The following is a 25,376-nucleotide window of genomic DNA, read 5'->3' as shown; positions in this document are numbered from 1 at the left end:
CGCTGTCCTGCCATTCGCGTAGCGGCACCAGCAGGTCATTCCGCTACCGGAACCCGTCTCTTGCAGAAGGGCTTCTCATGGGATGCCTGTGAACAGCACGGACAGACTATCATTCAACGCAGCACGGTCATCGACGCGCGGTGGGCTGTCCTGGATGAAGAGCGTCGCGTCGTTCTGGCAGCAACGATTCGGGCGTTTCCCACCATGATTCACTGATTCGTCTTCTTGTCATTCACTTTCAGACGTATACCCTAGGATTTCGGATGACATGGTTTTGTTAGCCACGCCAAGCTCGCAGACAGCCCCCGGCACGCCTGCCGAACCCTGAGATCGCGCCCGGCGCGCGGTCGCCACGAACGACACCATGACCCTCGACCCCTCTGTCATCAACGCGCTGGCGCCCACCGGCCGCCTGCGGGCATCGATCAATCTCGGCAACCCGATTCTCGCCGGCACGCTTCCCGATACCGGCGAGCCGGCCGGCGTCTCGGTCGATCTTGCACGTGCATTCGCCGCGCAGCTGGGCGTCGCGCTCGAACTGGCGGTCTTCGATACAGCCGGCAAGTCGGTCGAGGCGGTCGGCGACGAGCACGCCGATATCGGCTTCTTCGCCATCGACCCGTTGCGCGGCGAGAAGATCGCTTTTACCGCGCCGTATGTGCTGATCGAAGGCTTCTATCTGGTGCGCGACGACTCGCCGGTCGTCACGAACGACGACGTCGACCAGCCGCACAACCGGGTCGCCGTGGGCAAGGGCAGCGCGTACGACCTCTTTCTGACGCGCGCACTGAAAGCCGCCCAGATCGTCCGCGCGCCAAGCTCGCCGGGCGTCGTGCCGATGTTCCTCGACGAGGGCCTCGACGTGGCGGCCGGCGTGAAGCAACAACTCGAAGCCGACGCGCGCAGGCATGCCGGATTGCGGCTGCTCGACGAGCGGTTCATGGTGATCCGGCAGGCCATGGGCACGCCCCGAAGCCGCGGCGCGGCCGCAGCGGCGGCGTTGGACGCGTTCGTCGAGGCGATGAAGTTGTCGGGCTTCATCGCCGATGCACTCGCGCGGCACCGGATCGTCGGCGCGTCGGTCGCGCCGTGCTGAACCTGTGTGCGCGCGCTTCGCTTTGCGTCACCGCGTCAGGCGACCGGGCGGGCGCGGCGCCCGTCACCGCGTGGGCGCGTCGATGGCTGGCCGACTGACGCGTCAGCCTGACCGCCGAAGGCGAGATATTTCTGCACTACACGACGCGGATTCTCCCCGACGTGAACGAGCATGCTGTCGAGCAACGACCGGGACATCGTGCTCAGTTGGGCGCTCGACGGCCACGGCATCCTGCTGTGTTCCGAATGGGATCTCGCGAAGTACCTCGAAAGCGGGCGGCTGCGCGTCGTGCTGCCGGAGTGCGTCCAGCCGTCGGCGGACCTGTTCGTCTACGACCCGAACCCGCGCAATCAGTCGGCACGCGCGCGGGCATTCATCGATTTCCTGATCGGGCGCGTCAACCGACGTGCCTGATCACCTGCGCGTAGCCACCATGAACAACCGTGGAAACGGCAGCAGCACCGTACCGTCGTCGAGCGCCGGATAGCCGAGCGCCACCGCGTCGCGATAGCGCGCGACGAACGCCTCGCGCTCGCTGTCGTCCAGCGCCGCGAGAAACGGCCTCAGCGCACTCCCCTTGAACCATTCGACCACCGCATCCGCACCGCCCTTCAGCGGGTGGTAGTACGTGGTGCGCCACACGTCCACCCGTGAACAGAGCGGCGACAGCAGCGCATGGTAACGGCGCGCGCTGAACCGCTCGGTCCGCTCCACCCCTTTCAGCCTCGCCGCCCACGGTCCCGCGGCGGCGACTTCGCGCATCAGCCGGTGCGCCGGCTCGTCGAGGTTGTCCGGCATCTGCACGGCAAGATGCCCGCCCGCCGCCAGTTTGCCGATCAGCCTCGGAAACAGCGTTTCGTGCGCGGGCAACCATTGCAGCACGGCATTCGCCAGAATCAGATCGTATGCGCCCGGCTCGTCCCACGTCGCGATGTCCGCCATGTCGAAGCGCAGACCCGGCAAACGCTTGCGCGCCGCTGCAATCATGTCAGGCGACGCGTCGAGTCCGCGCACGGCGGCGACCGGTGCGCGCGCCATCAGCGCCTCGGTGGAATTGCCGGGCCCGCAGCCGATGTCGATCGCCTGCCGGATCGGCGTCTGCGGCACGGCGGCCAGCAGATCCCTGACGGGCCGCGTGCGTTCGTCCTCGAACTGCACGTACTGTGTTGCGTAGGGATCCCGTGAATCGGTCACGATGCACCTCGGTGGTCGGGTTGTCGATGAGCCGGAGTGTGCGCGTCTCGTCGAGTTCAGTAAAATGAATTTAACATCGATATTGATTCACTTTCCTTATGAAAATCGACACGCTGGGCGTACAGGCATTCGTCGCGATCGCGGACGGCGGCAGCTTCAGACAGGCTGCCGATACGCTGCACGTCACGCAGACGGCGATCACGCAGCGGCTGCGCAAGCTGGAAACCTATCTTGGCGTCGCGCTGATCGAGCGCACGACGCGCCGCACGACGCTCACCGAGATCGGGCAGCGCTTCCTGCCGCAGGCCCGCCGTCTGCTGAACGAACTGTCGGACGCGTTGACGGAAATCCGCGAGACGGGGCTCAGCCTGCGCGGCGACGTGTCCATTGCGTGTGTGCCGACCGTCGGGGTCCAGTATCTGCCGCGTATCCTGCGGGCGTTTTCCGCGCGCCGTCCGCACGACCGCGTGAAGATTCTCGACCACGCGTCGGCGTCGGTGCTGCAGGCGGTGCTGCGACGCGAAGCGGAGTTCGGCATCAGCATCGCGGGCGACCAGCATCCCGAACTGGTCAGCGTACCGCTCGCGGTCGATCCCTATGTGCTGGTCTGCCGCGACGATCATCCGCTCGCGAGGCGGCGGCGCGTGCGCTGGGAAACGTTGCGCGCGCATCCGCTGATCTTTGCCGGCGAAGTGAGCGGCAACCGCGGCTTGCTCGAAGGCGCACTGAAGACCCATGGCCTGACGCTGCACTCGTTCTACGAAGTCCAGCGCAGTTCGACCGCGCTCGGTCTTGTCGCCGAAGGCCTCGGCGCGGCCGTCGTACCGAAGCTTGCGATCCAGAAGAACGCTTATCCGATGGTCCGCACGATCGACCTCGCCGAACCGGAGGTATCGCGCACGCTGGTGCTCGTCACGCGCCGCGCCGCCCAGTTGTCGCCCGCGGCGCGCGTGCTCTACGACATGATTCTCGCGCAGGCGACGCTGCCCGGTCTGCGGCGCTAGCGGCCGGCCGTTCCCGCGGCTGCGCGTTCCGCCCTCGCGCCGCGCAACAGCGCAACAGCGCAACCGCAGCAGCCTCAGCAACCGCGCGAGCAGAACGATTCCGATCGTCAGCGCCGTGAAGACCAGCGGCGTGCGTGTGGAAACGCCCGCCATACAGCGCGATCGCCCCGCATGCAGCAAACCTGTTCGACACGCAGCAGAAGCACGCCGCCGCCATGCCGCTCGACGCCGCGCGCGCCGCAATCGAAGCAAGCGGCTCACCGGTGCGCCGAACCGCCCGCACGCAGCAGTTGACCCCGTATTTTCCGCGCCGTACCCTGTGGCCGGAGGAATCCGCTTCGACGCTCGCCGCTTTCTCAGCCTGTCAGGATGGATCGCCCGTGAACCGTACCGAACTGCTCGCCCGCGACGGCTGCCTCGCCATCGTCCGGCAACCCGCCCAGCCCGTGCGCCCCGCCGCCGGTCAGCCGGGCACGATGTCGACGTTCGTGCCGGACGTCCCCGAGGTATTCGTCGCGATTCTCGACGACGGCCGCATCCTCGCGTTCAACGGTCACGTCGACCTCGGAACGGGCATCCGGACCTCGCTCGCGCAGATCGTTGCCGAGGAGCTCGATGTGCCGGCAGCGCACGTTGCCGTGCTGCTCGGCGATACCGCGGCCACGCCCAACCAGGGGCCGACCATTGCGAGCGCAACCATCCAGATCTCCGCCACGCCGCTGCGCTGCGCCGCCGCTCAGGCACGCGCGGCACTGCTGGAACTGGCCGCCGCCGAACTCGGCACACCGGCCGCGCAGCTCGATACCGACCATGCGGAGGTGTTTCGCCGCGATGCCCCCCATGCCGCGCGGCTCCCGTTCGCACGACTGGTGGCGGGACGCCGCATCGCGCTCGCGTTGAACCTCGACACGCCGGTGAAAGATCCGTCGACCTATCGCGTCATCGGCCGCTCGGCGCCGCGCGTCGATTTGCCCGCCAAAGCGACGGGCGAGCTGACATTCGTGCACGACATGCGCGTGCCCGGCATGCTGCACGGACGGGTCGTGCGGCCGCCCTATGCCGGCCTCGACGCAGGCGCGTTCGTGGGCACGCTGCTCGACCGCGTCGAGCGCGACTCCGTGGCACATCTTCCGGGGCTGCGCGCCGTCGTCGTGCTGGGCGATTTCGTCGGCGTGGTGGCCGAGCGCGAAGAACAGGCCATGCGCGCGGCGCGCGAGTTGCGCGTCGTCTGGAAGCCGCTGCCCACGCTTGCGTCGATGGACGACCCGGGCGCGGCCATCGCCGCCGCACCCGCGAGGCGTCGCGTGCTGCTCGACGAAAGCGATGTCGAAGCCGCGCGCGCCGCGCCGGGCGCGCACACGCTGTCGCGCACCTACGTCTGGCCGTACCAGATGCACGGCTCGATCGGCCCGTCGTGCGCGCTCGCCGATTATCGCGAACAGGGCCTCGGACGCATCACGGTGTGGTCCGGCACGCAAAATCCCGTATCGCTGCGCTACGACCTCGCGACACTCGTGGCGCGCGACGAGGCAGACATCGACATCGTCCGCATGGAAGCCTCGGGCTGCTACGGCCGCAACTGTGCGGACGACGTCTGCGGCGACGCACTACTGCTCTCCCGCGCAGTCGGCCAACCGGTGCGCGTGCAACTGTCGCGCGCGGACGAACACCTGTGGGAACCCAAAGGCGCGGGCCAGGTAGTGAGCGTGACCGGCACGGTCGGCGCCGATGGCCAGATGCTCGGCTACGATTTCGCCACCCGCTATCCGTCCAACGACGCGCCGCTGCTCGCCTCGCTGCTGACCGGCGTGCTGCCGGCCAGCACAGGCAGCGTGTTCGAAATGGGCGACCGTACCGCGGTGTCGCCTTACGCCAGCCCGAACCGCCGCTTCGTCTGCGACGACCTTGCGCCGCTCGTGCGCGCGTCGTGGCTGCGCGGCGTCTCCGCACTGCCGAACTCGTTCGCACACGATGCATTCGTGGACGAACTGGCCGCGCTCACCGGCGCCGATCCGCTCGACTTCCGGCTGCGGCACCTGCCGGATGCGCGCGCGGCCGACCTGCTCGCGGCCGTGGCGATCCGCGCGAACTGGACGCCCCGTCCGCGACGCCCTGGCGGCGGCGCTGCGCGTATCGTGCGTGGCCGCGGCATCGGCTACGCGCGTTACGTGCACAGCCGCTTTCCCGGCTTCGGCGCCGCGTGGTCCGCGTGGATCGTGGATCTCGCGGTCGACCGCGTGACGGGCGAGGTGCGCGTCGAACGGGTGACGGTCGGCCAGGACACCGGCACGACGATCAACCCCGATGGCGTGCGCCACCAGATCCACGGCAACGTGATCCAGGTGCTAAGCCGCACGCTAAAGGAACGCGTGCGCTTCGTCGACGGCAAGGTCGCGAGCCGCGAGTGGGGCAGCTACCCGATCCTCACGTTTCCCGAGTTGCCCGAGATCGACGTCGTGCTGATGCCGCGTCAGGGCGAGCCGCCGCTCGGTTCCGGCGAATCCGCCTCCGTGCCCGGACCCGCCGCCCTTGCCAACGCGCTTTTCGATGCGACCGGCGTGCGCTTCACCGCACCGCCGTTCACGCCCGAGACGGTACGCGCCGGCCTGCGCGACGCGGGCCTCCTGCTGCGCGCGCCGGCGCAGCACGACACGCTAGCCGTGTGAACATGCAGCGTGCGGGCTGAGGGATGCGCTATTCGTCGTCCGTTTCCACCCTCTTGCGCAACAGAAACCGCAGCACCACACGCTCGCCGGGATTCAGCGTGCCGTAACGCTCCGTCACGCGCCGCGCGAACGGGACCGTTTGCCCGATGAGCCGAACGCCTGCGGCCGTCGCGCGCCGTCGGCGACCCGTCAGCGCGACGGCAGCATGCCGGACCAGACGATTTCGAGTTCCAGGGCAATCGAACGCGCAAGGCCGTCGAGGCCGGGAAACAGCGAGGCATTCGTGATGTTCATCCGGTAGAGCCATTTCATCGCGTCCACCCGCACGCTCGCGGGCAACACGATCTTGTGCAGCAGTTCCTCGCTTGCGTCGTACCCGTCGAGGATCTCCTGCAGCGGCTTGTCGATGACGCCCGGCACGACGAACGTGCCGGACTGCGCGATCAGCCGGTCGTCCATCTCGGACGGCTCGCCGAACCACACCACCTCATAGCGGTTGCTGAAGAAGTACTGGTCGAAGTGACCCTCGACACGCGGATCGATGACGTCGCGCGTGAGACCGGGCGAAGCCTTCGGCAGCGCCCGGTTGTTCCAGAGCGCCGGCGTGTTCAGCGCGAAGATCGCCGCGTCGTCGACCGCGCGTTCGAGCGCGAAAAACGCTGCAACGAATGGACTCTTCGTGAAATCGAGCAGCCGCGTCGGCGCGCCGTGGTGCTGCATCAGCGCGAGACAGCGCAGGTCGTTCGAAAGCAGTTCCGGATGCACGAGAAAGTTGTGCGCCTTGCGCCGGAACACGCGAATCGCGCGCTCTTCGCGGTTACGCCATTCGCCGTGGTCGAGCACGTAGGCCCGCATGTAGCGCGACAGCGAACTCTCGAGCAGCCAGCGTGCGTTCTGCTGACCGCGAAAAGCCCACCCGTCGAGCGTCGACGTCAAATCCATGAACTGGTTCCAGCCCGATAACACCGTCGTCTTCATAGACTCTTCCCGCAATCGATTCGCTGGTGCGCGGCGCCGCGTGGCGCGCGCAGACCATTATGACGCGATTGCCGTGGCGAATGCATGACCTCACGCACAGACGGTGCGTCCGCCGCCGCCCGCGCGCCGGTCAGCCTTCCTGCCCCGAAAGCGGAACCCGCTCGGCCGGCGCGCCAGCCGCGTTCGGCCCATGCGGTACGGCGTCCGCATGGCCCTGCAGGGGCCGCTCGGGATGCAGGAAAATCCACAGCACGGCGCCGCACGCGGCGGCCACGCCGATCACGATCAGCCCGCTCTCCCAGCTGCCCGTCACCTTGACGACGAAGGCCACGGTGACGGGACCCGCCACGTTCGACAGCGCACCCCATACGTTCGTCCAGCCGGACATCACGCCGGTGAACGCGCGCCCGAGGTCCTGCGTGGCGGACCACACCACCACCTGCACGAAGCCCACCGCCGCGAACGACAGGCACAGCAGCCCGATCACGGACGGCATGCTGGCCGCGCGCGACGCAGCGATCAGCGCAAGCGCGCTCGCCACGAAGCCGATCATCGCGACCGGCGTGCGCGCCCAGTAGATCGACCCCGTCTTCTTCAGGATGCGGTCGCAGAGATAGCCGGCCACGAACACCGCAATGAACACGGCAACCCACGGCAGCGACGCATACATGCCCATCGCCTTCAGCGACAGTCCGCGCGCGCGCATCAGATAGGTCGGCAGCCAGGTCGTGTAAAAGCTCTGGATCAGCACGAGCAGGAAGTACTGGATGCCGAACACCCAGAAGCGCGGCTGCCTGAAGCAACGCAGAAACGCGCCTTTGACCGGCGGGTTTTCCGGCGGCTGCCCCGCCGCGATGAATTCGGCTTCGTGCCGCGTGATGAGCGGATGAAGCGCCGGCGTGTCGCGATAGCCGATCCACCAGATCAGGCCGAGCACGAGGCCGAGCACCCCGAAGCCGTAGAACACCGCGTGCCAGCCGAAGTGGATGATCGTCCAGGCCGTGAGCGGTGCCGATACGATCGGCCCGAGGTAAAGCCCCGCGAGCAGTGCCGAATTGCCTTTCGCGCGTTCGGAGCGCGGGAACCAGCGCTTGATCGCGACAATGCCGCTCGACCAGTCGCCCGACTGCGCGCCGCCGAGCACGAGCCGGCAACCGAACAGCCATGCGAAGGTCGCGCCGAACGGCGTGGCGATCATCATCAGCGACCAGAGCGCGCTCGTGCCGGCCAGCACCTTGCGCGAGCCGATGCGCTCGGCGAGACGGCCAGCCGGCATCTGCCCGATCGCGTAGGTCCAGAAATACACGGTCAGGATCATCGACATCTGCACGATCGACAGCCCGAGTTCTGTCTGGATCGTGGGCGCGGCGACGGTCATCGCCGCGCGGTCGAGGGTCATCACGAACGTGATGGGTGCGATGAGGAAAGCGACGATTTTCCAACGAAGGTTGCTGATCTTGTGCGACATGAACGCGCTCCCGTGCGTGTTTGACACGCGTGCGGGCCGTAAGGCGGATCGACCGCCGCATGCTTTGTGCCCGCCGCTACTTCTTCGACAGTATGGACGCAACGGACCCGCGGTGTGTATTGGGTTTCAGCGGGCGCACCATCGCATTCGCGACGTCGTCGACATGCGAACAGGTGAATTCATTTATCATCAGTATTCCTGATCAAAAATAAATGCAGCGAATTCAAAAAAATCTCGTGCGCCCATTTTTCACGCGTTACCCGCCGCGAAATCGGCTCAATCAATGCATCTCGCATGAATATCATGCGCTTGTCACAGGCTGCCGATAATGCGCACATCATGCAAATTCACCATTAACCGGAAGATTACCAGGTTCCAGGTATGTTATTCCGGCTCGTCGCGACATAACTTGAATGAGCGCGTCCGGATACCTTTTGCGCGCGCATTTTCGTTCACGCACGACCCCGCAAGGAGACATTCAAATGGAACCTGAACTGATCAGGTTTGACCACGACGAGGCCGCGAGGATTTTTGCCGAATCGATGAAAGCCGTGCTGTCACCCGACGATATAGCCGGCGTTACCGCACAATTACGGGCATTCGGCGACACCCAGCAGATCCCGGCCAAGGCCACGATCATCAGCGCAATTTTCTATCTGCGCTTCAACATCGAAACCACTACGGACAGAAAGTACGACAAGGTGATCAAGCGCTTCGAAGGGAATGCAGGCGGTATTTCGAGCCCCGGTGGCGGCGCGCTGTTCGGCACGGTATTCACGAAAGATATCGAACGGCTCTACGCCGAGACCAAAAGCTTCCAGTTCAACTCCAGCCCGGTCATGATGAACGTGAATTTCTTCGGCAACGGGAGCACATTCCTCGGCAACTTCATGTCGGGAGGCGTGAGCACCGTCGGCGGAACAGGCGGCGGCACCGGTCACTGGAAATAAGCGGCTCGCTCAAAATCGAAACCGCGCGACGCAGCCAACCAGCTGCGCCGCCTGCTGACTCAGGCTCTCCGCCGCGGCGGCGCTTTGCTCGACCAGCGCCGCGTTCTGCTGCGTGGTTTGATCCATCCGGCTGACCGCCGCCCCGACCTGCCCGACGCCTGCGCTTTGTTCCGCGCAAGCCTCGCTGATTTCGCCCACGATGACGCTGAGGCGCTGAATCGCGCCGACGACCTGCGTCATCATGGCCCCGGCTTCGTCAACGAACGCGCCGCCACTTTCGACGCGCCCGACACTGGCTGTCACCAGCGTTCGTATTTCGCACGCCGCCTGCGCACTGCGCTGCGCAAGACCGCGCACTTCCGCCGCGACGACCGCGAAACCCCGCCCTTGCTCGCCCGCGCGCGCGGCCTCCACGGCCGCGTTGAGCGCGAGAATATTGGTTTGCGCCGCGATCTCGTTGATGATGCCGATGATGTCGCCGATCCTGCGCGCGCTCTCGTTGATCCCCTTCATCGTCTCGACAACGGCGCCCACGGCCGTGGCGCCCTGCACGGCGATCGACGCCGCCCCGTTCGCCAGTTCGCTCGCCTCGAACGCGTTCTGGGCGTTCTGCTTCACGATCGCGCTGAACTGCTCCATCGACGCGGCCGTCTGCTGAAGCGCGCTCGCCTGCTCCTCGGTGCGTTGGCTCAGATACGCGTTGCCCGACGCGATTTGCGCCGAGCCCGTCGCAATCGCATCGCTGCTCGCGCGGACCTGCCCGACGATGCCTTTCAGGGCGGTCGTCATCTGCTGCATCGCGGCCATCAGGCTCCCGGTATCGCCGGGCCGCAAGGCGAGCGCGACATGAAGATCGCCCGTCGCAATCCGGTGCGCCGCGTCGCGCGCGTCATGGGGCTCCCCGCCGAGCTTGTGCGTCACCGCGCGCGCAAAGCCCAGTGCGCTCGCCACGCCGGCGAGTGCGACGAGCGCCATTACGCCGATGCTCGTGAGCATCGCGCGCGTTTGCCGTGCGTTCGCACGCACGGCAGCAGCGCTTGCCTGCCTGACGATAACGGCACCCGATTCGCGCAAAACGATTGCCGAGGCGCGGTCGATGCCGTTGATCGCGTGATCGCCCACGGCGATGTCGAAGCCCGAGGCCTCGAACTGTCTGAGCGCGGTGCGGAACGCCACGCCCATTGCCCGGTGCAGCGTGTTGAACTGCTCTACCTTCGCACGTGCCTCGCCGGGCGGCAGTTCCCGTGCGAGCCGCTCTGTCGTCGACTGCGCCGCCGCCTCGTCTTTCCGAAAGGCAAGCCAGTACTTGTCGAATAATTCGGGATCCTTACCACGCACCAGAATATCCTTGCCGTTCTGCACCTGGTTCTTGAACGCGACAAGCGCAGCGTCGATTGCGCGGGCTTGCGCATCGTCGACGTCGACGATGCGCCTGTACGTGTTTGCGGCGTCGTTGATCTCGAACACGCCGAATAGCCCCGCCCCCGACGCGACCAGCAGCGTGCCGCCTAGCGCCAGCAAAAGTTGATGGACTAGTTTCATGTCTCAAGTCGTGAAGCATCCGTTGCGCGGGATCGTTTCCGCCGGTCTTGTTCTTTTAATGCACGGAAAATTCTGCCAGCATGTCGCCGCCGATCTGTTGAGAAAATTTTCTCCCGGCTTGAGCGAACGGTTAAGCTGCGCGCGGCACGACGTCGAGCAATGCGCCTACATCCCCTTGAACCGGTCCGCGTAGAGACGGCTCACGCCGAGGCGCCCCGCATAACCGCGTAACACGAGGGTCAACCGGCCGCTTTCGTCGCGCTGCGCGCTGTCGATCGCGTCGCAACGCACGATGATGCCGCGATGCACCTGCCAGAACCGCTGGGGATCGAGTTGCCGCTGCAGCTCGCGCAACGGCGTGCGGATCAGGTGTTCGCGCGCCGCGGTGACGACGCGCACGTATTTGTCCGCGGCTTCGAAGAACAGCACCTCGTCCACCGGCACCATCGCGATCGTATTGCCCGCGCTCGCCTGGATCATCCGCAGTGGCGCACTCGCATCGGCGCGCTCGTCGACGGGTACGGCCGCCTGAACCAGCGCGCGCAGCCGGTCGAGCGCGGCGTCCAGATCGGGATGATTCGCCGCCCGCGCCTGGGGTGCCGGCGGTGCGTCTTCATCCGCGTGCCGACATGCCGACGCGCGCTGCGCAAGCTGGGCTTCGAGCCGCGCGCAGGTCCGCGCGAGGCGTTCCGGTTGAACAGGCTTCAGCACATAATCCGCCGCCGCGCGCTCGAATGCGGCGAGCGCGTACTGGTCGTAGGCCGTCACGAACACGATCAGCGGGAAGCCGGCGTCGTGCTGCGGCCACGCGTCGGCAAGCGCTTCGGCGGCTTCGAGCCCGCTCATGCCGGGCATCCGGATATCGAGAAACAGCACGTCCGGCCGCAGCGCAAGGCTTTGCGTGACGGCGCTCGCGCCGTCCCCGACCGTCGCGACCACGCGCAGCGCGGGCCATAACCGCGCGAGCGACGCCTGCAGGTCGGCGGCAAGCAGCGGTTCGTCTTCGGCGATCAAGGCAGTGGCGTTCATGATGGATCGTGAGCAGAACAGCAGCGCAAAAGAGGCAACGGCGCTTCGCAACAGCGCTTCGCGGCGGCGCGCAGGCAGTGCTCAGCCGGCCGGCAGGCGCACCGTGGCGAGCGTGCCGCCGTCGCGATCCGTCGCATTCGCGAGGTCGAGCGAACCGGCCGCCCCATACAGCCCGCTGAGCCGCGCGCGCACCTGCTGCGTGCCGAACGACGTGCGTTCCGGCGCGCCGGGGGATGCCGCAAACGGGCCTCCTGACGACGCGCCGAACGCGCCCCCTGCCGCCCTTTCACCGACATCCGGCGCGCCCAGTCCGACGCCGGTGTCGCGCACGCAGAGCGTCAGCATAGCGCCTTCCCGCGTCGCCGACACGTCGAGCCTGCCGCCGCCGAGTTTCGGTTCGAGCCCGTGACGGATCGCGTTTTCGACGAGCGGCTGCAGCAACAGCGGCGGCACCGGCAGCGCGGCAAGCTGGGGCGGCAGATCGAGGCGATAGTGCAGCCGCGCGCCCATGCGGATCTGCATCAGCTGCAGATAGTCGTCGATGCGCGCGAATTCGGCGGACAGCGGACAGGTACCGCGCCGGGACGCATCGAGCGTCGCGCGCAGGAAGTCGATCAGCCGGTCCAGCATCTGCTGCGCGCGCGGCGGGTCGGTGCCGATCAGCACGCGCAGGTTGGCCAGCGTGTTGAACAGCATATGCGGCTCCAGTTGCGATTCGAGCAGCTTCAGCCTGTTTTCGGCGGCGGCGCGCATCGCCGCCTCGCCGCGCGCCGTCATTTCAGCCAACCGGCCGCGCGCCTCGAAAAAGTACGTGATGCCGATAGCAGGCAGCAGGATCTCAAGCGCGCTCAGCATCAGTGTGCGCGCATCGTGAACGATCACGGTCGGTGCCCCGCGATGGCCCGCCAGCCGGTCGGCGAGTCCATCGCCCACCGCATAGCCGACGATGCCCGACACGATCACCCACGGCACCATCAGGCCCCAGCCGGGCCAGGGCCGCTGCGCCCGCACGCTGCCGGGAAAGCGCCGCCTCAGCAGTGCGGCAAAGCCGTAGCGGCCGGCTTCGATCAGCGCCTGGATCGGCAACGCCGTGCAGGCCGTGTAAAGCAGGCTGTGCCAGAACGGCTCGGCATACGCGACGGTGGTGAACACCGTCATTGCAAGCGTAATGCCCGCGGCGACGCGCAGTTCGCGGATCACCCAGCGGAACGCGACAGTATGGCTCGGCATGGGCAGGGTCTGATTCAAGACGAGCCTCGGCACAAGGGTTCGGGCTGGCTGCGGGCTGGCGGCCGCGCGGCGCGAAACGGCGCCCGGTGCCGGTCAGATTGACGAGGAGGCGGCCCCGCGATGCCGCCGGCCCATGTCATGCGTTCGGCGAGCGGCGCACGGCGCGCTTGATCCACAACGGACACAGCGGGTGCACGGCGCGGCACAACGCAAGGCCTAACGCGAGGCCCAACGCGAGGCCTAACGCAAGGCCCAACGCAAGGCCCAACGCGCGGCTCAACGCAAGGCCTGACGCGAGGCCCAATCCATGGTAGCAGAACGCCCGCGCGACCCAGGCGCCGCAGCGGCGCGGTCCAGCCGGTTCGCACGATCGCAGCGGCCGCCGCGGATGTGCTCACGCGAGCGTGGAGCGCCAGTCCGCGCGCACGGCCAGCCCCATCGCCATGCCGCGCGACACGAAGGCGCCGCTGAAGCCGCCGTAGACGAGACCGGTCACCGCGACAAAGGGCTGCGCGGATGCAAGCGACGGATGCATCGCCAGCATCACATTGACGCCGAATTTGACGACGAACACGCCGAGCATCAAGAGCAGCGGCGTCCAGTTGCCGGGCACGAACAGCATCCGTTCGCCGGGCAGCCAGCGCACGCCGCGCCACGCGCCGACCGTGCGCGCAAGTACAAGCGCGACGACGAGGCCGAGCACCCAGGCGGCGAGCGCGATCGGCTCGTGCGCAAACGAGGTTTGCAGACCCGTCAGCGACAGCACGGCCATCGCGAGCGGCATGAGCACCGCGCGCCGCGGCGCGCGCAGATGGTCGGTGGACTGGCGCACGCCGAGTTTGACGACATACGCGAGAATCGCGTAGACCCACAGCGGCGTGTGATGAAGAATAGCGGCGAACATGGCGTCCTCCCGTCGGAATCGATGCCGGCGATGATGCCCGTGTGGACCCGCGCGCCGCGAGCGGCGTGCGACGAGCGGCAGCCACGCGGCGCGAAATGCGGCCGTGCGGCGCGAACGGTATGGGGCAGACGCGGATCGCGCTCCGCAGAATGACGCGGTCACGCCCGTTGGGGCCGCGTGACGTGCCGTGCGGTATCGGCAGGTCAGGCGCAGGCGGGCGATCGCGATCGCGATCGCTGGCGGCCCGCCTTCCGGCGCATCAGATCCAGCGCAACGCTTCGGCGATCACAGGCGTCGCCTCACTGCACACGCATTCGCCATGCGCGATCAGGAGCCGCTCGGGCTTCCAGTCGAGCACCTTTTGACGGGCGGAGCGCGCGGCATCGCGCGAGAGAAAACTCAGTCGCCACTCGCGCGGGGTACTGCCGTGCGGCCCGACGAGTTGATCGAGCCGCATCAGCATCCCTTTCCACCCGACGGCAGTCGCATCGGGAAAGCGCTGGATCAGGTCGCCAAAGATCGCCGTGCGCGACGCGCGATGCAAGAACACCACTTCTTCCATCGCAAACGATCCGCGAAACACGACCTGGTCGATGTCCGCCGACCATTGCGGGTCCGGGCGGTCGCCAAGCTCGCCATCGAAGCGAAGCGCTCTCCGCTTCCGTGCAAGCCCCGGGGGCGCATACAGCCTCGCATCGGGCCAGCGGGCATGCCAGGCCGGCAGCGCGAGGTGATGCAGCTTGTTCGGCGACACGATGCAGGCCACCGGCCCGACGGCCTCCACCGCCTGAGCCAGGCCTTCCGTCAGCCCGACAGGCGACCATATCCACGTGTTGCCTGAAGAGAGCCGCACGACCGCCATACGGGTGGGATACGGAAAACCGTAGAACGAGACCGTCGGCCCATCGGCAAAATAGAGATCCGGTCCGAACGGGGTGAGCATGGGTCGAGATGTTTGCCGGGAGGAACGCAGTACGCCGGCCCGATGCGCTACGACCGGTCCGTCATGTCAAGTCGCGTCGCGTCATGTCACCCGCTCATCAGGAACGCGCGAACGGAACAGACGCGCCGCTGCCCAGCGCACTCAGCGCCATGCTTCCCGCACCGAATAGCGTGCGCGGCATCGCCTCATGACCGATGAAGCCCGGCAATTCCTCGCTCTCGTCCGCGACGACCGCCGCTGCCCGCTGGACATCCGCCCGCTCCCCACGCTGACGATGCGTCGCCGCAACCACACGGCGCGTCATCACCGTCGAGCGCCGCTCCGATTTCATCGCAACGGGGGACTCGGAGGGGTTCAACTGAACGGCTTCGTCCAGCATGCGATCGGGTGCGGTCGCGTTCACGCTGCCGCAGAACGCGGTGACGATCACCACGGCGAGTCGGGTTAGCCTCGTGAAAAGCGGCTGCATTTTGCCTTCGTATGCATAAGTGTCTTCACCGTAAGAGCATGCCCATGACTGGCCGGATCGCGACAATCCGCCATTGCGCCCATGCCACGGGTCACGGCTCACGCGGCGCGGCGCGGCAACGGCGCCGGCCCGCTGGTCGATACTAACGCGTGCGCGTGTCCGCACGTATACCCACTTATCCGTACCGGCCCATTTTCACGACCCCGTCCATTCGTTTGACGCCGTTCGGCAAATAGCTCAGAGTAGCATTCCGGTCTTTCAGAAAAGTAACGAGACACCCCGAAGCGGCGGCAATGCCCCCCTGGTACCGCAGGGTCGCACACGAACGAATGGCCTCGTACCGGCACGACGATGCGGCCAGGGAAAACCCCGCTTCGGACGCCGGACCCGGACACCGGATGGCAAAACCCGAAGCCTGGCCGGTACACTTCCTCTTTCACGCAAAATCTCGTGCCATGAAAATCCGGGTTCCGACCGATAAATGGTCCTTCCAGCGCACTTACCGATTGTGGCTGCACTACGGGGTATTCTGGATCGGCGCCATCGTCGCGGGATTGGTCGCGGTGCTGTACGCACGCCTGATCGATTTCGGATACAACCTGTTCCTCGATCACGTCGCGCACAACCGATGGCTGCCCTTGCTCGTGACGCCTGTGATCAGCGCCGCCTGCGTCTGGATCACGCGACGCTTCTTCGACGGCGCGGAGGGCAGCGGCATCCCGCAGGTGATCGCGGCCCTGCATGGCCCACGGGAACTGGGCGAGCGCCTGCTGACGATTCCGATCCTGCTGGGCAAGATTTTCGTCTCGTTCCTCGCGATCCTCGGCGGACTCACGATCGGCCGCGAAGGACCCACGATCCACGTCAGCGCGTCGCTGATGTTCAGCCTTCGACACTTCTACCCGAAGCGCTTTCGTGCCATCCGAGGCGCCTCGCTCGAACGCCAGCTCGCCCTCGCGGGCGCGGCAGCGGGACTGTCGGCGGCGTTCAACGCACCGCTGGCGGGCGTCGTGTTCGCCATCGAGGAACTCACGCGCAGTTTCGAGGCCCGCACGAGCGGGGTGCTCATCACCGCCATCATCTTCGCGGGCGTCGTCTCGCTCGGCCTCCAGGGCAACTACGTGTATTTCGGCACGATCGACATCGGCCCGCGACTTCCCGATCTGCTCGTTGCCGCAGTCCCTCTGGTCGGACTGCTCGCCGGTATCGCCGGAGGCATCTTCTGCTGGCTGCTTCTCAATACGCAGCGCTGGATGCCGCCGGCCGTCCTGCGCTTGCGCGCGCACCGTCCGGTCGTCTTCGGCGCCGCGTGCGGCTTGCTGATCGCGGTCATCGGCATTGCCAGTTCGGGGCATACCTTCGGCAGCGGCTACGCCGAAGCACGCTCGATGCTGGAGGGGCACGGCCATGTCACCGCGCTCTATCCGGCATTCAAGATGATCACGATGGTCGGCTCCTATCTGCCCGGCGCGCCGGGTGGATTGTTCGCGCCGTCGCTGGCGATCGGCGCGGGAATCGGCAATGCGCTGCACATGGTGTTCTCGCAGATGGGCCTGCCGATGCTGATTGCGCTGGGGATGGTCGGCTACCTCGCTGCGGTGACGCAAAGCCCGATTACGGCTTTCGTCATCGTGATCGAGATGATCAACGGACACGCCCTCGTGATTTCGCTGATGGCGACCGCGCTGATTGCAAGCCGCGTCTCCCGCTTCTTCGCCCCGCCGCTCTACGAGGCGTTGTCCGAACGCTACGTGCCCCGGCATCAGGGCAGCGCCTGACGGCAGCCCGCGCGGCGCACGGCGGCGGGCACGGGCGCGGGCGCGGCGAAAATAATGTGTCCCCGGTGTAACCCGGTGCCCGCGTCAACCGAATTACCCGTCATCCCTGCGCCCATCCTTGTCCATGAAATTCCTGAATCTGCTGCCTCGCGTCCTGCCGGGCGCGCATCGGCCGTCCGGCTTCGGCGACGCATCGCTTCACGGTCTGCTCGGCCTCGCGTGGGTCGTGGAGGCGCGCGACCCCTATACAGGCGGCCATCTGTGGCGCGTATCGCGCTACGCGGGTCTGCTCGCGGAGCGCGCGTGCCTCCCGGCAGCCGACATCGCGCGAGTGACGGTGGGCGGATTCCTGCACGACCTGGGCAAGATCGCGATCCCGGACGCGATCCTGCGCAAGACCGACCGGCTGACGGACAGCGAGTACGAAACCGTCAAGACGCATCCGGAGGTCGGCCGCAGTCTCGTCGCGCGGCACCCGTTCGGCGGCAGCGTGATCGACGCCATCTACGCGCACCACGAACGTCCGGACGGCAAAGGCTACCCGCTGGGCCTCACAGGCGATCAGATTCCGGCTGCGCCGGCGATCGTCGGCATCTGCGACGCGTTCGACGCAATGACCAGCGCGCGCCCGTACCGCAAGCCGATGCCCGTCGAGACGGCGCTCTCGGTGCTCCGCGAAAACCTCGGCGGCCAGTTTCACCGGCATTACGGCGAGCTGTTTCTCGCGCTCGGCGACACCGCTGACGTGCAGCACATCGTCGGACATAGCGACGACGGGATCCCGCTGCAGCAATGCATCACATGCGGCCCGACCATCGTCACCCGACGCGGCACGGCGGCCGGTGCGCAGGTCTTCTGCCCCGCCTGCACGACGGGCTACCGGTTCGAGGGACCGGGTCGCCCGCTCGCGCGCACCGAGGCCCGGCCCACCGCGCAGGATCTCGCGCCGCAACCGGACGAGGCGTTGATCGACCGCGTGCTCGAACCGCTCGCGCGCGCCTGAGCGGTGCCGCGCGTCACCGCCCGCGCGGCCCGCGCCGTGTCAGGCGGGCGAGGGCTGCAACAGCGCCAGTGCTGGCCGCAGCGCACCTTCGAGCAAGGCGCGTTGCGGCCGCGTGCGCGCGAGCACGCGTATTCCGAGGTGCAGACCGAGCAAGAGCTGCGCGAGATCGTCGGCCGGCTGCGCAGCGGGAATCTCGCCGCTGCGCTGGCCTTCGACGATGCAGCGCCGGAAGAATGCCTCGACCCTGGCCAGCACTTGCGCAACGATCGTCCGGAACTCCGGGTCGTGCGGCGCGACTTCGAGCGCCGAGTTGACGAGCAGGCACCCCTTGCGTTGCGCATCGCGCACCGACCGATCGACGATCTCCGCGAAGAACGCCTCGATCGCCGCGCGCGGCGACAGATCGCGTTCGAGCCGCGACACGCGCTCGCCGAAGCTGTTGTCCACGTAGTAGCTCAACGCGCGCTGGAACAGCGTGCGCTTGTCGCCGAACGCGTTATACAGGCTCGCGCCCGTGATGCCCATGTCCTGGGCAAGGTCGCGCACCGACGTGGCTTCGTAGCCATATCGCCAGAACCGCTGCACGGCCGCTTCGAGCGCGGCCGCTTCATCAAATTCCCGAGGTCGGGCCATCTTCCCTCCAGCCAGAACGATCCGTCATTGCAACGTCACGGACGTTACGATATTCTAAAACAAACGATCTAAAATAATGCGCACATGCTGCCTGCCGTCAAAGGCAGGGGCGATTGCGTGCATGTCCTCGCAGACAAACAGACCGGCACATCATGATCCATTTCTCTTTCCACCCCGCCGCGAAGGGCGCGCCGCTGCCCGAAGAACCGCGTCTGCCGTGCGCGCTGCGGCTCGTCGGCACCAAAACGGGCGAACGGCATCCCGCGCAGCGCCGCACGGACCGGTCGCAATGAAAGCGGGAAACAGGCAGGTCGGGATCGCCGCCGGCGCGGGCGGCATCGGTCTTGCCGCCGCCCGGCGATGCGCCGGCATGAAAGCCGCGCTCGCGCAGGCAGCACGCCCCCCCTGCACGCCGTAACGCCGGAGACACGATCTTGTACTCGTCCGAGGCACGCCTCAAGGCGCTGTTTGTCAGCGGTCTCGCGGGTCACGCGGCCGACTATCGCGTGTTCCTCGCGGAACTGACCGGGCATGTGCGCGGTTATCTGCGCAAGCGGATTCCTCACTTCCACGAGGACGTCGAGGATCTCGTGCAGGAAATCCTGCTGGCGGTCCATAATGCGCGTCATACGTTCCGGCAGGATGAGCCGTTGACCGCATGGGTTCATGCGATAGCCCGTTACAAGCTGATGGATTTCTTCAGAACGCACGCGAGGCGGGAGTCGCTGCACGAACCGCTGGACGACCACGAGGCGATTTTCGCCGAGTCCGATGACGAGCCGGTCGATGCGCGCCGCGATATCGGCACCTTGCTCGACCATTTGCCGGACAAGCAGCGGCTCTCGATCCTGCACGTGAAGCTGCAGGGGCTCTCGGTTGCCGAAGCCGCGCGCCTGACCGGACTCACGGAGTCCGCCGTCAAGGTGAGCATCCACCGTGGACTCAAGGCGCTCGCCGCGCGCGTGCGGGGGGTTGCATGAGAACCGACGAACTCGTCGAACTGCTCTCGACCGGCGTGACCGCGGTCCCGCGCGCGGCGGCGGCGCGCCGGTTTGCCTGCGCACTGCCGCTCGCGGTGCTCGGCGCCGCGCTGCTGATGACAAGCCTGTTGGGCCTGCGCCCCGATCTCGCCGCCGCGATGCGCACGGCGCTGTTCTGGGGCAAGCTCGCGTTCGCGCTGTGCATCGCGGCGGGCGCGCTGGTCGCCACCATGCGGCTCGCGCGGCCGGGCGCGCGCGTCGGGCCGGGATGGCCGCTCATGGCCGCCCCCGTGTTGCTGGTGTGGCTCGCGGGCATCGTGGCCGTCGCCGCCGCCGCACCGCACGACCGTCTGCCGGTACTGCTCGGACAGTCGTGGCGCGTGTGTCCGTTCAACATCACACTGCTTTCCGTGCCGGGTTTCGTGGCGCTGTTCTGGGCCGTGCGCGGCCTCGCTCCGACCCGGCTCAGGCTTGCGGGCGCCGCCACCGGGCTGCTCGCGAGTTCGAGCGCCACGGCGCTCTACTGCCTTCACTGCCCGGAAATGAGCCCGGCATTCTGGAGTATCTGGTACGTGCTCGGCATGCTGCTGCCCGCTGCGGCGGGGGCGCTGCTCGGTCCCAGGCTGCTGCGCTGGTAGCCGCTCGCGCGAGGGCCACACGCGCAAGCGCGCGGCCGCCGCGTGCGGCTGCGCCATCGTGTCTTTACGCTTCGCCCCATCGCGGCATGGGCTGCGCGAGCGATTCGGGTGCGCGGGACAGCGCCGCTTCATCGGGAACGGACGACGCATCCGCACCGGTCCGGAATACGCTCACCGCCGCGACAAGCCCCTGCGCATCGGTGCGCAGGTGGCCCGTCGCGCTCGACGTGCGCTCGACCAGCGCCGCATTCTTCTGCGTCGCCTGATCGAGTTCGACCACCGCGCGGCTCACCTGGTCGATCGCATCCGACTGCTCCGACGTCGCAATAGCGATGTCCTGCATGGTGACGGTCACGCGTTCGACCGAGCCGACGATCTGCGTCATGGCTTCGCTCGCCTCGCTCGCTTGCGCCGCGCCGGTCTGCACGCGCCGGTTCGATTCGTCGATCAGCGCTCTCACTTCCTTCGCCGCCTGCGCGCTGCGCAAGGCGAGACTGCGCACCTCGGAGGCCACCACCGCGAACCCGCGACCGTGTTCGCGCGCCCGCGCCGCTTCCACCGATGCGTTCAGCGCAAGGATGTTCGTCTGGAACGCAATGCTGTCGATCACGCCCACGATCTCCGAAATGCGCGCGGCACTCGCCGACACCGCCTGCATCGTCCCGGACACCTGCGCGACGATCCCATGCCCGCGCTGTGCATCGCCCTTCGCTGCGCGCGCGAGGGCATCGGCCTCGCGCGTGCTGTCCGCATTTTGCCGGACCGCTGCGGCAAGCTGCTCGAGCGTGGCCGCCGTCTGCTCCAGCGCCGCCGCCTGCTGCACGGTGCGGGCGGACAGCTCGGCATTGTCCGTCGCGATGCCGTCGATGCCGCCGCTCACCGCGTCGGTCCCTTGCCGGATAGCCGCGACCGTCCTCGCCAGGTCGGCGCGCATCCGCTCCAGCGCGAGGCGCAGCACGCCGATTTCGTTGTCCGCGCAACGGGTGGGCGCGCCGTCGAGATCGCCGCCCGCGATCCGTTCGAGGTGTGCCGATACGTCTTTGAGGGGACGCAGCAGGATCGAATCGAGGAAGCGCCAGTAGGCCGCGATCAGAAGCGCGGAAAGGACGAGAAACCCGAGCGCCGCGCGGCCCGCGAGGCGCGCACGCGCCTGCGCCTGCACCCTCATCTGCTCGCGTCTGCGCTGCGATGCGCCGACGGCTTGCCGCAGCGCGGCTTCGAAGGTCGCATCGGCCTGCTCGGCATCTTTCGTCGCGGCGACATACTCGTCGAGCGACACGTCATACAGCGCCTCTTCGCGCGCGTCGAGCACCTTTGCGTAGCGGTCGAACGCGAGGCTGATGCGCTGCAATGCGCCCCGCGCGCCGGGATCGGCCGCGGCGGCGCTGCGCCACATGCCGAATGCGCGCGTCGCCTGCACCCGCAGCGCGGTGGCCTGCCGCGTATAGTCGGTCGCCTCCACCTGGTTGCCGCGTTGCAGGTCGATATACGCGTTGTCCATTTCGAGCAGCGTCGCCAGCAGCAGGCGCTGTGTTTCGTGCAGCGGCTCGATCTGCGCGTCGGACAAGCGGTTGATTTCCGCGACCGCGTGCGCGGCACGCCGCGCGTCGATCCACGACTGCGCGGTCGCCCACCCGAGGGCCAGCGCGAACACGGCCAGCAGCGATAACAGACCCGCACGGATTTTCAGTCTGGCCAGCATGGACCACTCCCCGATGGATGAGCGGGCGAGCCGGCCGCCTGGCGCCGCGCCAGGGCCGGACCCCGCATGCGTTCAGCCGGCGGCATCGAACGCGAGGAACGCGATGTGTTCGGGCAGCGCGGCCCCGTCCGCCACGACGCACGCGCCGACCTCGTCGAGCGCCGTGCGGGTCGCGGCGCGCCGGGTCACGAAGCGCCATGGCGGCATGTCGTCGTCGCGCGGCGCGTCGCCGGCCGCCGTCGCGGCGCGTGCCGCGCTCAGCGCGTCGAGCGCGGCGTCGCGGTCGAGCGAATAAATCACGAAACCCTCATTGGACAGCGCGGTAGTCGCGATACCAAGCTGCCGGCACAACGCTGCCTTCGCGCGGACATCCTCGCGATCCGCCTCGCGCGCCGCTTCGATGCTCCGGCGAAGCGCCGCATCGGCAATACCCGCTCCATTCATCAGCACAGGGTGTTCCGTGCTCCACGCCTGCGGCGGACACGCCTTGCCCGCCGGCACCAGCCGGATGAACGGATTGACCTCCGCCGGATAGATCCGGCACACGCGCGGCCGCGTCGCATAGATGCCGCAGCGCATGTCCGCCTGCAGGTTCGGGCACGGGCCCGCAAACGCAGCGACCAGCGTGACGACGACGCGCACCGGCAACGTGCCGCTGAAGGCCGCGAACGACCGGCGCCGCTTGTGATCGGCCTGCAGGTTGCCGGGCGGCGGTTCCTCGGGCCACGGAATCGCCTCGCAGAATGCCTGCACACGGCCGCCGTCGCGCAGCCAGCCGATCGCCTCGTCGACGCCCAGTGGCAACCTCAGATCGTGACAGCACTGCCCGCACTGCACGCAGGAAAAATGAATGACGTCGTCCATTGCAGCAAAGTCCTGTTAGCCGCCAGATCCTGTTGGCCGACGTGCGCGGCAACGGGCCGCGGGTCGCGCCAGACGCCCCGGAATATCGCGGTATGGACTGCCAGTTCGTGCGAGCGCACTCGCAGGTTACACCGGGCACCCTGTTTCGGTCGCCGGTGCATGCGGGCAGCCCGGGTGTCGTGCGGTGTAACCCGACGCCGATATCGCGCGAACTAGCGCAGGTATCCGTGACGGATACCCTCGATCCCTACCTCCGGAGAAATGCCATGTCCGCCAGATCCTCTGTCAGTTCCGCGCTGCTCGCCAGTGCCGTTGCCGGCCTGCTCGCGTCGAGCGCCCACGCGGCGCCGCTCACGAAGGCCGAAATGCATGCCGCGCTCGCCGCGCACAAGGAAAAATGCTTCGGCGTCGCGCTGAAAGGGCAAAACGATTGCGCCGCAGGTCCGGGTACGACCTGCCAGGGGACGTCGACCGTCGACTTCCAGGGCAACTCGTGGAAATTCGTGCGGGCCGGCACGTGTACGAGCATTGAGGTTCCCGGCGGCGGCCACGGTTCGCTGACGCCGATCAAGTCCTGAACATAACGACGACACGAGGAGCGGGACGGCGATGCGCGATTCCTCCACGACATCGACGGCGGCCTGCGCGCCCCGCCGCCCCCGCGAAGCGATGCCCGGCGAGCGCATGCTCGCCGGCACCAGCTTCAAGCCCGAACACCTCGCGGCCATTCTCGAAGACGGGCTCGAACACGGCTTCTTCGAAGTGCACGCGGAAAACTACATGGGCGCGGGTGGGCCGCCCCATCGCGCCCTTGCTGCCCTCCGGGCACGCTACCCGCTGTCGCTGCACGGCGTGTGCCTGTCGATCGGCGGCACGGACCCGCTCGATCTCGCCCACCTCGCGCGCTTTCGCGACGTGGTGAAGCGTTACGAGCCCGCGCTCGTCTCCGAACATCTGGCCTGGTCCTCGCACGGAGGCACGTTCTTCAATGATCTGCTGCCGGTACCGTACACGAAGCAGACGCTGGATACGGTGTGCGCGCACATCGACCAGGTACAGGAAGCGCTCGCGCGGCCGATTCTGCTCGAAAATCCGTCCACGTATGTCGCGTTCGCGTCGTCGACGATGAGCGAGCCTGATTTCATTCGCGCGCTCGCGCAGCGCACCGGTTGCGGCCTGCTGCTGGACGTGAACAATGCGTTCGTCAGCGCGGTCAATCACGGCTACTCGGCCCGTGCCTATCTGGCGGCGCTGCCGCTCGAACGCGTCGGTGAAATTCATCTGGCCGGACACAGCGAACAGCGCGACGACGAAGACGCACCGCTGCTCATCGACAGCCACGACGACGCGGTCGCCGAACCCGTCTGGGATCTCTACCGGTACGTGATCGCACGGACCGGCCCCGTTCCGACGCTGGTCGAATGGGACAGCAAACTGCCCGCGTGGCCGCGGCTGCGCGCCGAAGCGCTCGCGGCCCGAACAATCGCGCTGGCGCAGACAGCGGTATCGCACGAGGGCGCGAGCCATGCCGCGTGAACCGCTGGCCAGCCGCTATGCGGCCGCGTTCGCCCCCGGCCTGACGAATCCGGCGAGCGCGGCGCCTGAAGACGTCATCGCCGCGTCAGGCAAAGGCGTGATCAGGCGATACAACGTCTATCGCAACAACGTGACGGTGAGCCTCATCGATGCGCTGGCCGCGATCTATCCCGCCGTCCAGCGCATCACGGGCGTGGCGTTCTTCCGCGCGATGGCGCGCTTTCACGTCCGCGCAACACCGCCCGTGTCGCCCCTGCTGTCCGAATACGGGCGCGATTTCCCTGCCTTCATTGAATCGTATGTCTACGCGCGGCAGATGCCGTGGCTCGCGGATACCGCCCGCATCGAGCGCGCGTGGCTCGATGCCTATCACGCGGCGGATACGCCCACGCTTGCCCCGGAGGCACTCGCGGGCGTCGGGCCCGAGGCCCTCGCGCAGCTTCGCTTCGTTACGCATCCGGCCGCGCGCATCGTCCGGTCGAACTATCCGGCCGTTGCGATCTTCGCGATGAACCGCCAGCAAGGTCCAGTCTCCCCGCTCTGCTCGAGCGACGCGGAGGACGCGCTCATCACGCGGCCGGACCATGACGTGATCGTGTCGCGCCTGCCGGCCGGCGGCGCCGAATGCGTCGGCGCGCTGCTGGCGGGCGCGACGCTCGGCGCGGCGCTCGACGCCGGTTTCGATGCGAGCGCAACGTTCGACCTCGCGGCCAATCTGGCCGGAATCATTTCAGCCGGCGTACTGACCGCCATTCAACCTGGAGCATGA

At 67.5% G+C, this 25,376-nt stretch carries 25 protein-coding genes and 2 pseudogenes; 14 read left to right on the top strand and 13 right to left on the bottom strand.

The window, feature by feature from the left end:
- The first annotated feature begins 364 nt into the window (after positions 1 to 364).
- Entirely contained in the window at positions 365 to 1,096 is a 732-nt protein-coding gene (locus tag AC3AP7_RS19645; RefSeq protein ID WP_487364242.1) for an ABC transporter substrate-binding protein, read from the top strand.
- Positions 1,097 to 1,270: 174 nt separating this feature from the next.
- Positions 1,271 to 1,510: pseudogene (locus AC3AP7_RS19640) on the top strand (LysR substrate-binding domain-containing protein); the annotation flags it as partial.
- Here AC3AP7_RS19640 and tam read toward each other — a convergent pair.
- Entirely contained in the window at positions 1,511 to 2,290 is a 780-nt protein-coding gene (gene tam, locus AC3AP7_RS19635; protein ID WP_487364241.1) for a trans-aconitate 2-methyltransferase, read from the bottom strand.
- A gap of 98 nt (positions 2,291 to 2,388) precedes the next feature.
- On the opposite strand from tam, the gene AC3AP7_RS19630 reads away from it, so the two are divergent.
- Both AC3AP7_RS19630 and AC3AP7_RS19625 read left to right on the top strand, forming a co-directional pair.
- Positions 2,389 to 3,294, top strand: coding sequence for a LysR substrate-binding domain-containing protein (locus tag AC3AP7_RS19630; protein WP_487364240.1), 906 nt, complete (start codon positions 2,389 to 2,391; stop codon positions 3,292 to 3,294).
- 380 nt (positions 3,295 to 3,674) lie between these two features.
- Positions 3,675 to 5,960 carry a xanthine dehydrogenase family protein molybdopterin-binding subunit gene (locus AC3AP7_RS19625; protein WP_487364239.1) on the top strand — a complete coding sequence of 762 codons (2,286 nt, stop codon included), beginning with the start codon at positions 3,675 to 3,677 and terminating at the stop codon, positions 5,958 to 5,960.
- Positions 5,961 to 5,988: 28 nt separating this feature from the next.
- Here the strand turns inward: AC3AP7_RS19625 and AC3AP7_RS19620 are convergent.
- The 3 genes and pseudogenes from AC3AP7_RS19620 to AC3AP7_RS19610 form a co-directional block, all read right to left on the bottom strand.
- A pseudogene (locus AC3AP7_RS19620) lies at positions 5,989 to 6,135 on the bottom strand (MarR family transcriptional regulator); the annotation flags it as partial.
- 14 nt (positions 6,136 to 6,149) lie between these two features.
- A complete protein-coding gene (locus AC3AP7_RS19615) occupies positions 6,150 to 6,938 on the bottom strand; it encodes an FRG domain-containing protein (protein ID WP_487364238.1) in 789 nt (262 codons plus the stop codon).
- Positions 6,939 to 7,068: 130 nt separating this feature from the next.
- Positions 7,069 to 8,406 (bottom strand): MFS transporter, encoded by a 1,338-nt coding sequence (locus AC3AP7_RS19610; protein WP_487364237.1) that lies wholly within the window; start codon positions 8,404 to 8,406, stop codon positions 7,069 to 7,071.
- Between the two features lie 482 nt (positions 8,407 to 8,888).
- On the opposite strand from AC3AP7_RS19610, the gene AC3AP7_RS19605 reads away from it, so the two are divergent.
- The gene (locus tag AC3AP7_RS19605) at positions 8,889 to 9,356 is read left to right on the top strand and encodes a VapA/VapB family virulence-associated protein (protein WP_487364236.1); all 468 of its coding nucleotides are present in this window, start codon (positions 8,889 to 8,891) and stop codon (positions 9,354 to 9,356) included.
- Positions 9,357 to 9,365: 9 nt separating this feature from the next.
- On the opposite strand, the gene AC3AP7_RS19600 is transcribed toward AC3AP7_RS19605, so the two are convergent.
- Entirely contained in the window at positions 9,366 to 10,898 is a 1,533-nt protein-coding gene (locus AC3AP7_RS19600) for a methyl-accepting chemotaxis protein (RefSeq protein WP_487364235.1), read from the bottom strand.
- Between AC3AP7_RS19600 and AC3AP7_RS19595 the strand changes: the two genes are divergently transcribed.
- Entirely contained in the window at positions 10,897 to 11,091 is a 195-nt protein-coding gene (locus tag AC3AP7_RS19595; protein WP_487364234.1) for a hypothetical protein, read from the top strand. The two genes, AC3AP7_RS19600 and AC3AP7_RS19595, sit on opposite strands and share 2 nt — an antisense overlap.
- Here AC3AP7_RS19595 and AC3AP7_RS19590 read toward each other — a convergent pair.
- From AC3AP7_RS19590 to AC3AP7_RS19570, 5 genes are all read right to left on the bottom strand, one after another.
- Positions 11,064 to 11,927, bottom strand: coding sequence for a LytR/AlgR family response regulator transcription factor (locus AC3AP7_RS19590; protein WP_487364233.1), 864 nt, complete (start codon positions 11,925 to 11,927; stop codon positions 11,064 to 11,066). The genes AC3AP7_RS19595 and AC3AP7_RS19590 overlap by 28 nt on opposite strands.
- Before the next feature lie 81 nt (positions 11,928 to 12,008).
- Positions 12,009 to 13,175 carry a sensor histidine kinase gene (locus AC3AP7_RS19585; RefSeq protein WP_487364232.1) on the bottom strand — a complete coding sequence of 389 codons (1,167 nt, stop codon included), beginning with the start codon at positions 13,173 to 13,175 and terminating at the stop codon, positions 12,009 to 12,011.
- A gap of 376 nt (positions 13,176 to 13,551) precedes the next feature.
- Positions 13,552 to 14,061 (bottom strand): DUF6622 family protein, encoded by a 510-nt coding sequence (locus AC3AP7_RS19580; RefSeq protein ID WP_487364231.1) that lies wholly within the window; start codon positions 14,059 to 14,061, stop codon positions 13,552 to 13,554.
- A gap of 259 nt (positions 14,062 to 14,320) precedes the next feature.
- Positions 14,321 to 15,004, bottom strand: a complete 684-nt coding sequence (locus tag AC3AP7_RS19575; RefSeq protein ID WP_487364230.1) for a DUF4336 domain-containing protein — start codon at positions 15,002 to 15,004, stop codon at positions 14,321 to 14,323.
- A gap of 97 nt (positions 15,005 to 15,101) precedes the next feature.
- Positions 15,102 to 15,473, bottom strand: a complete 372-nt coding sequence (locus tag AC3AP7_RS19570) for a hypothetical protein (RefSeq protein WP_487364229.1) — start codon at positions 15,471 to 15,473, stop codon at positions 15,102 to 15,104.
- 455 nt (positions 15,474 to 15,928) lie between these two features.
- Between AC3AP7_RS19570 and AC3AP7_RS19565 the strand changes: the two genes are divergently transcribed.
- Complete coding sequence (locus AC3AP7_RS19565; protein ID WP_487364228.1) at positions 15,929 to 17,251, top strand: chloride channel protein; 1,323 nt, start codon at positions 15,929 to 15,931, stop codon at positions 17,249 to 17,251.
- 124 nt (positions 17,252 to 17,375) lie between these two features.
- Positions 17,376 to 18,254 carry an HD-GYP domain-containing protein gene (locus tag AC3AP7_RS19560; RefSeq protein WP_487364227.1) on the top strand — a complete coding sequence of 293 codons (879 nt, stop codon included), beginning with the start codon at positions 17,376 to 17,378 and terminating at the stop codon, positions 18,252 to 18,254.
- A gap of 39 nt (positions 18,255 to 18,293) precedes the next feature.
- Here the strand turns inward: AC3AP7_RS19560 and AC3AP7_RS19555 are convergent, their stop codons facing one another.
- Entirely contained in the window at positions 18,294 to 18,887 is a 594-nt protein-coding gene (locus AC3AP7_RS19555) for a TetR/AcrR family transcriptional regulator (RefSeq protein ID WP_487364226.1), read from the bottom strand.
- 152 nt (positions 18,888 to 19,039) lie between these two features.
- Between AC3AP7_RS19555 and AC3AP7_RS19550 the strand changes: the two genes are divergently transcribed.
- The 3 genes from AC3AP7_RS19550 (at position 19,040) to AC3AP7_RS19540 (ending at position 20,505) form a co-directional block, all read left to right on the top strand.
- On the top strand, positions 19,040 to 19,180 hold the full coding sequence (locus AC3AP7_RS19550) for a hypothetical protein (RefSeq protein ID WP_487364225.1): 141 nt from the start codon (positions 19,040 to 19,042) through the stop codon (positions 19,178 to 19,180).
- A gap of 141 nt (positions 19,181 to 19,321) precedes the next feature.
- Positions 19,322 to 19,867 carry a sigma-70 family RNA polymerase sigma factor gene (locus AC3AP7_RS19545; protein WP_487364224.1) on the top strand — a complete coding sequence of 182 codons (546 nt, stop codon included), beginning with the start codon at positions 19,322 to 19,324 and terminating at the stop codon, positions 19,865 to 19,867.
- The gene (locus AC3AP7_RS19540) at positions 19,864 to 20,505 is read left to right on the top strand and encodes a DUF1109 domain-containing protein (protein ID WP_487364223.1); all 642 of its coding nucleotides are present in this window, start codon (positions 19,864 to 19,866) and stop codon (positions 20,503 to 20,505) included. Before AC3AP7_RS19545 ends, AC3AP7_RS19540 begins: the two co-directional genes overlap by 4 nt.
- A gap of 64 nt (positions 20,506 to 20,569) precedes the next feature.
- Here the strand turns inward: AC3AP7_RS19540 and AC3AP7_RS19535 are convergent, their stop codons facing one another.
- Together AC3AP7_RS19535 and AC3AP7_RS19530 are read right to left on the bottom strand one after the other, a co-directional pair.
- Positions 20,570 to 22,207, bottom strand: coding sequence for a methyl-accepting chemotaxis protein (locus AC3AP7_RS19535; protein ID WP_487364222.1), 1,638 nt, complete (start codon positions 22,205 to 22,207; stop codon positions 20,570 to 20,572).
- Positions 22,208 to 22,279: 72 nt separating this feature from the next.
- Positions 22,280 to 23,071 carry a YkgJ family cysteine cluster protein gene (locus AC3AP7_RS19530; protein WP_487364221.1) on the bottom strand — a complete coding sequence of 264 codons (792 nt, stop codon included), beginning with the start codon at positions 23,069 to 23,071 and terminating at the stop codon, positions 22,280 to 22,282.
- 266 nt (positions 23,072 to 23,337) lie between these two features.
- Here AC3AP7_RS19530 and AC3AP7_RS19525 point away from each other — a divergent pair, with 266 nt between their 5' ends.
- From AC3AP7_RS19525 to AC3AP7_RS19515, 3 genes are all read left to right on the top strand, one after another.
- Positions 23,338 to 23,649 carry a BufA1 family periplasmic bufferin-type metallophore gene (locus AC3AP7_RS19525; protein WP_487364220.1) on the top strand — a complete coding sequence of 104 codons (312 nt, stop codon included), beginning with the start codon at positions 23,338 to 23,340 and terminating at the stop codon, positions 23,647 to 23,649.
- 91 nt (positions 23,650 to 23,740) lie between these two features.
- Entirely contained in the window at positions 23,741 to 24,607 is an 867-nt protein-coding gene (gene bufB / locus AC3AP7_RS19520) for an MNIO family bufferin maturase (RefSeq protein ID WP_487364944.1), read from the top strand.
- Complete coding sequence (locus tag AC3AP7_RS19515; protein ID WP_487364219.1) at positions 24,597 to 25,376, top strand: HvfC/BufC family peptide modification chaperone; 780 nt, start codon at positions 24,597 to 24,599, stop codon at positions 25,374 to 25,376. Before bufB ends, AC3AP7_RS19515 begins: the two co-directional genes overlap by 11 nt.

It is taken from the genome of Paraburkholderia sp. PAMB 6770 (assembly GCF_057748135.1).
This window is presented reverse-complemented; position numbering and strand designations above follow the sequence as displayed.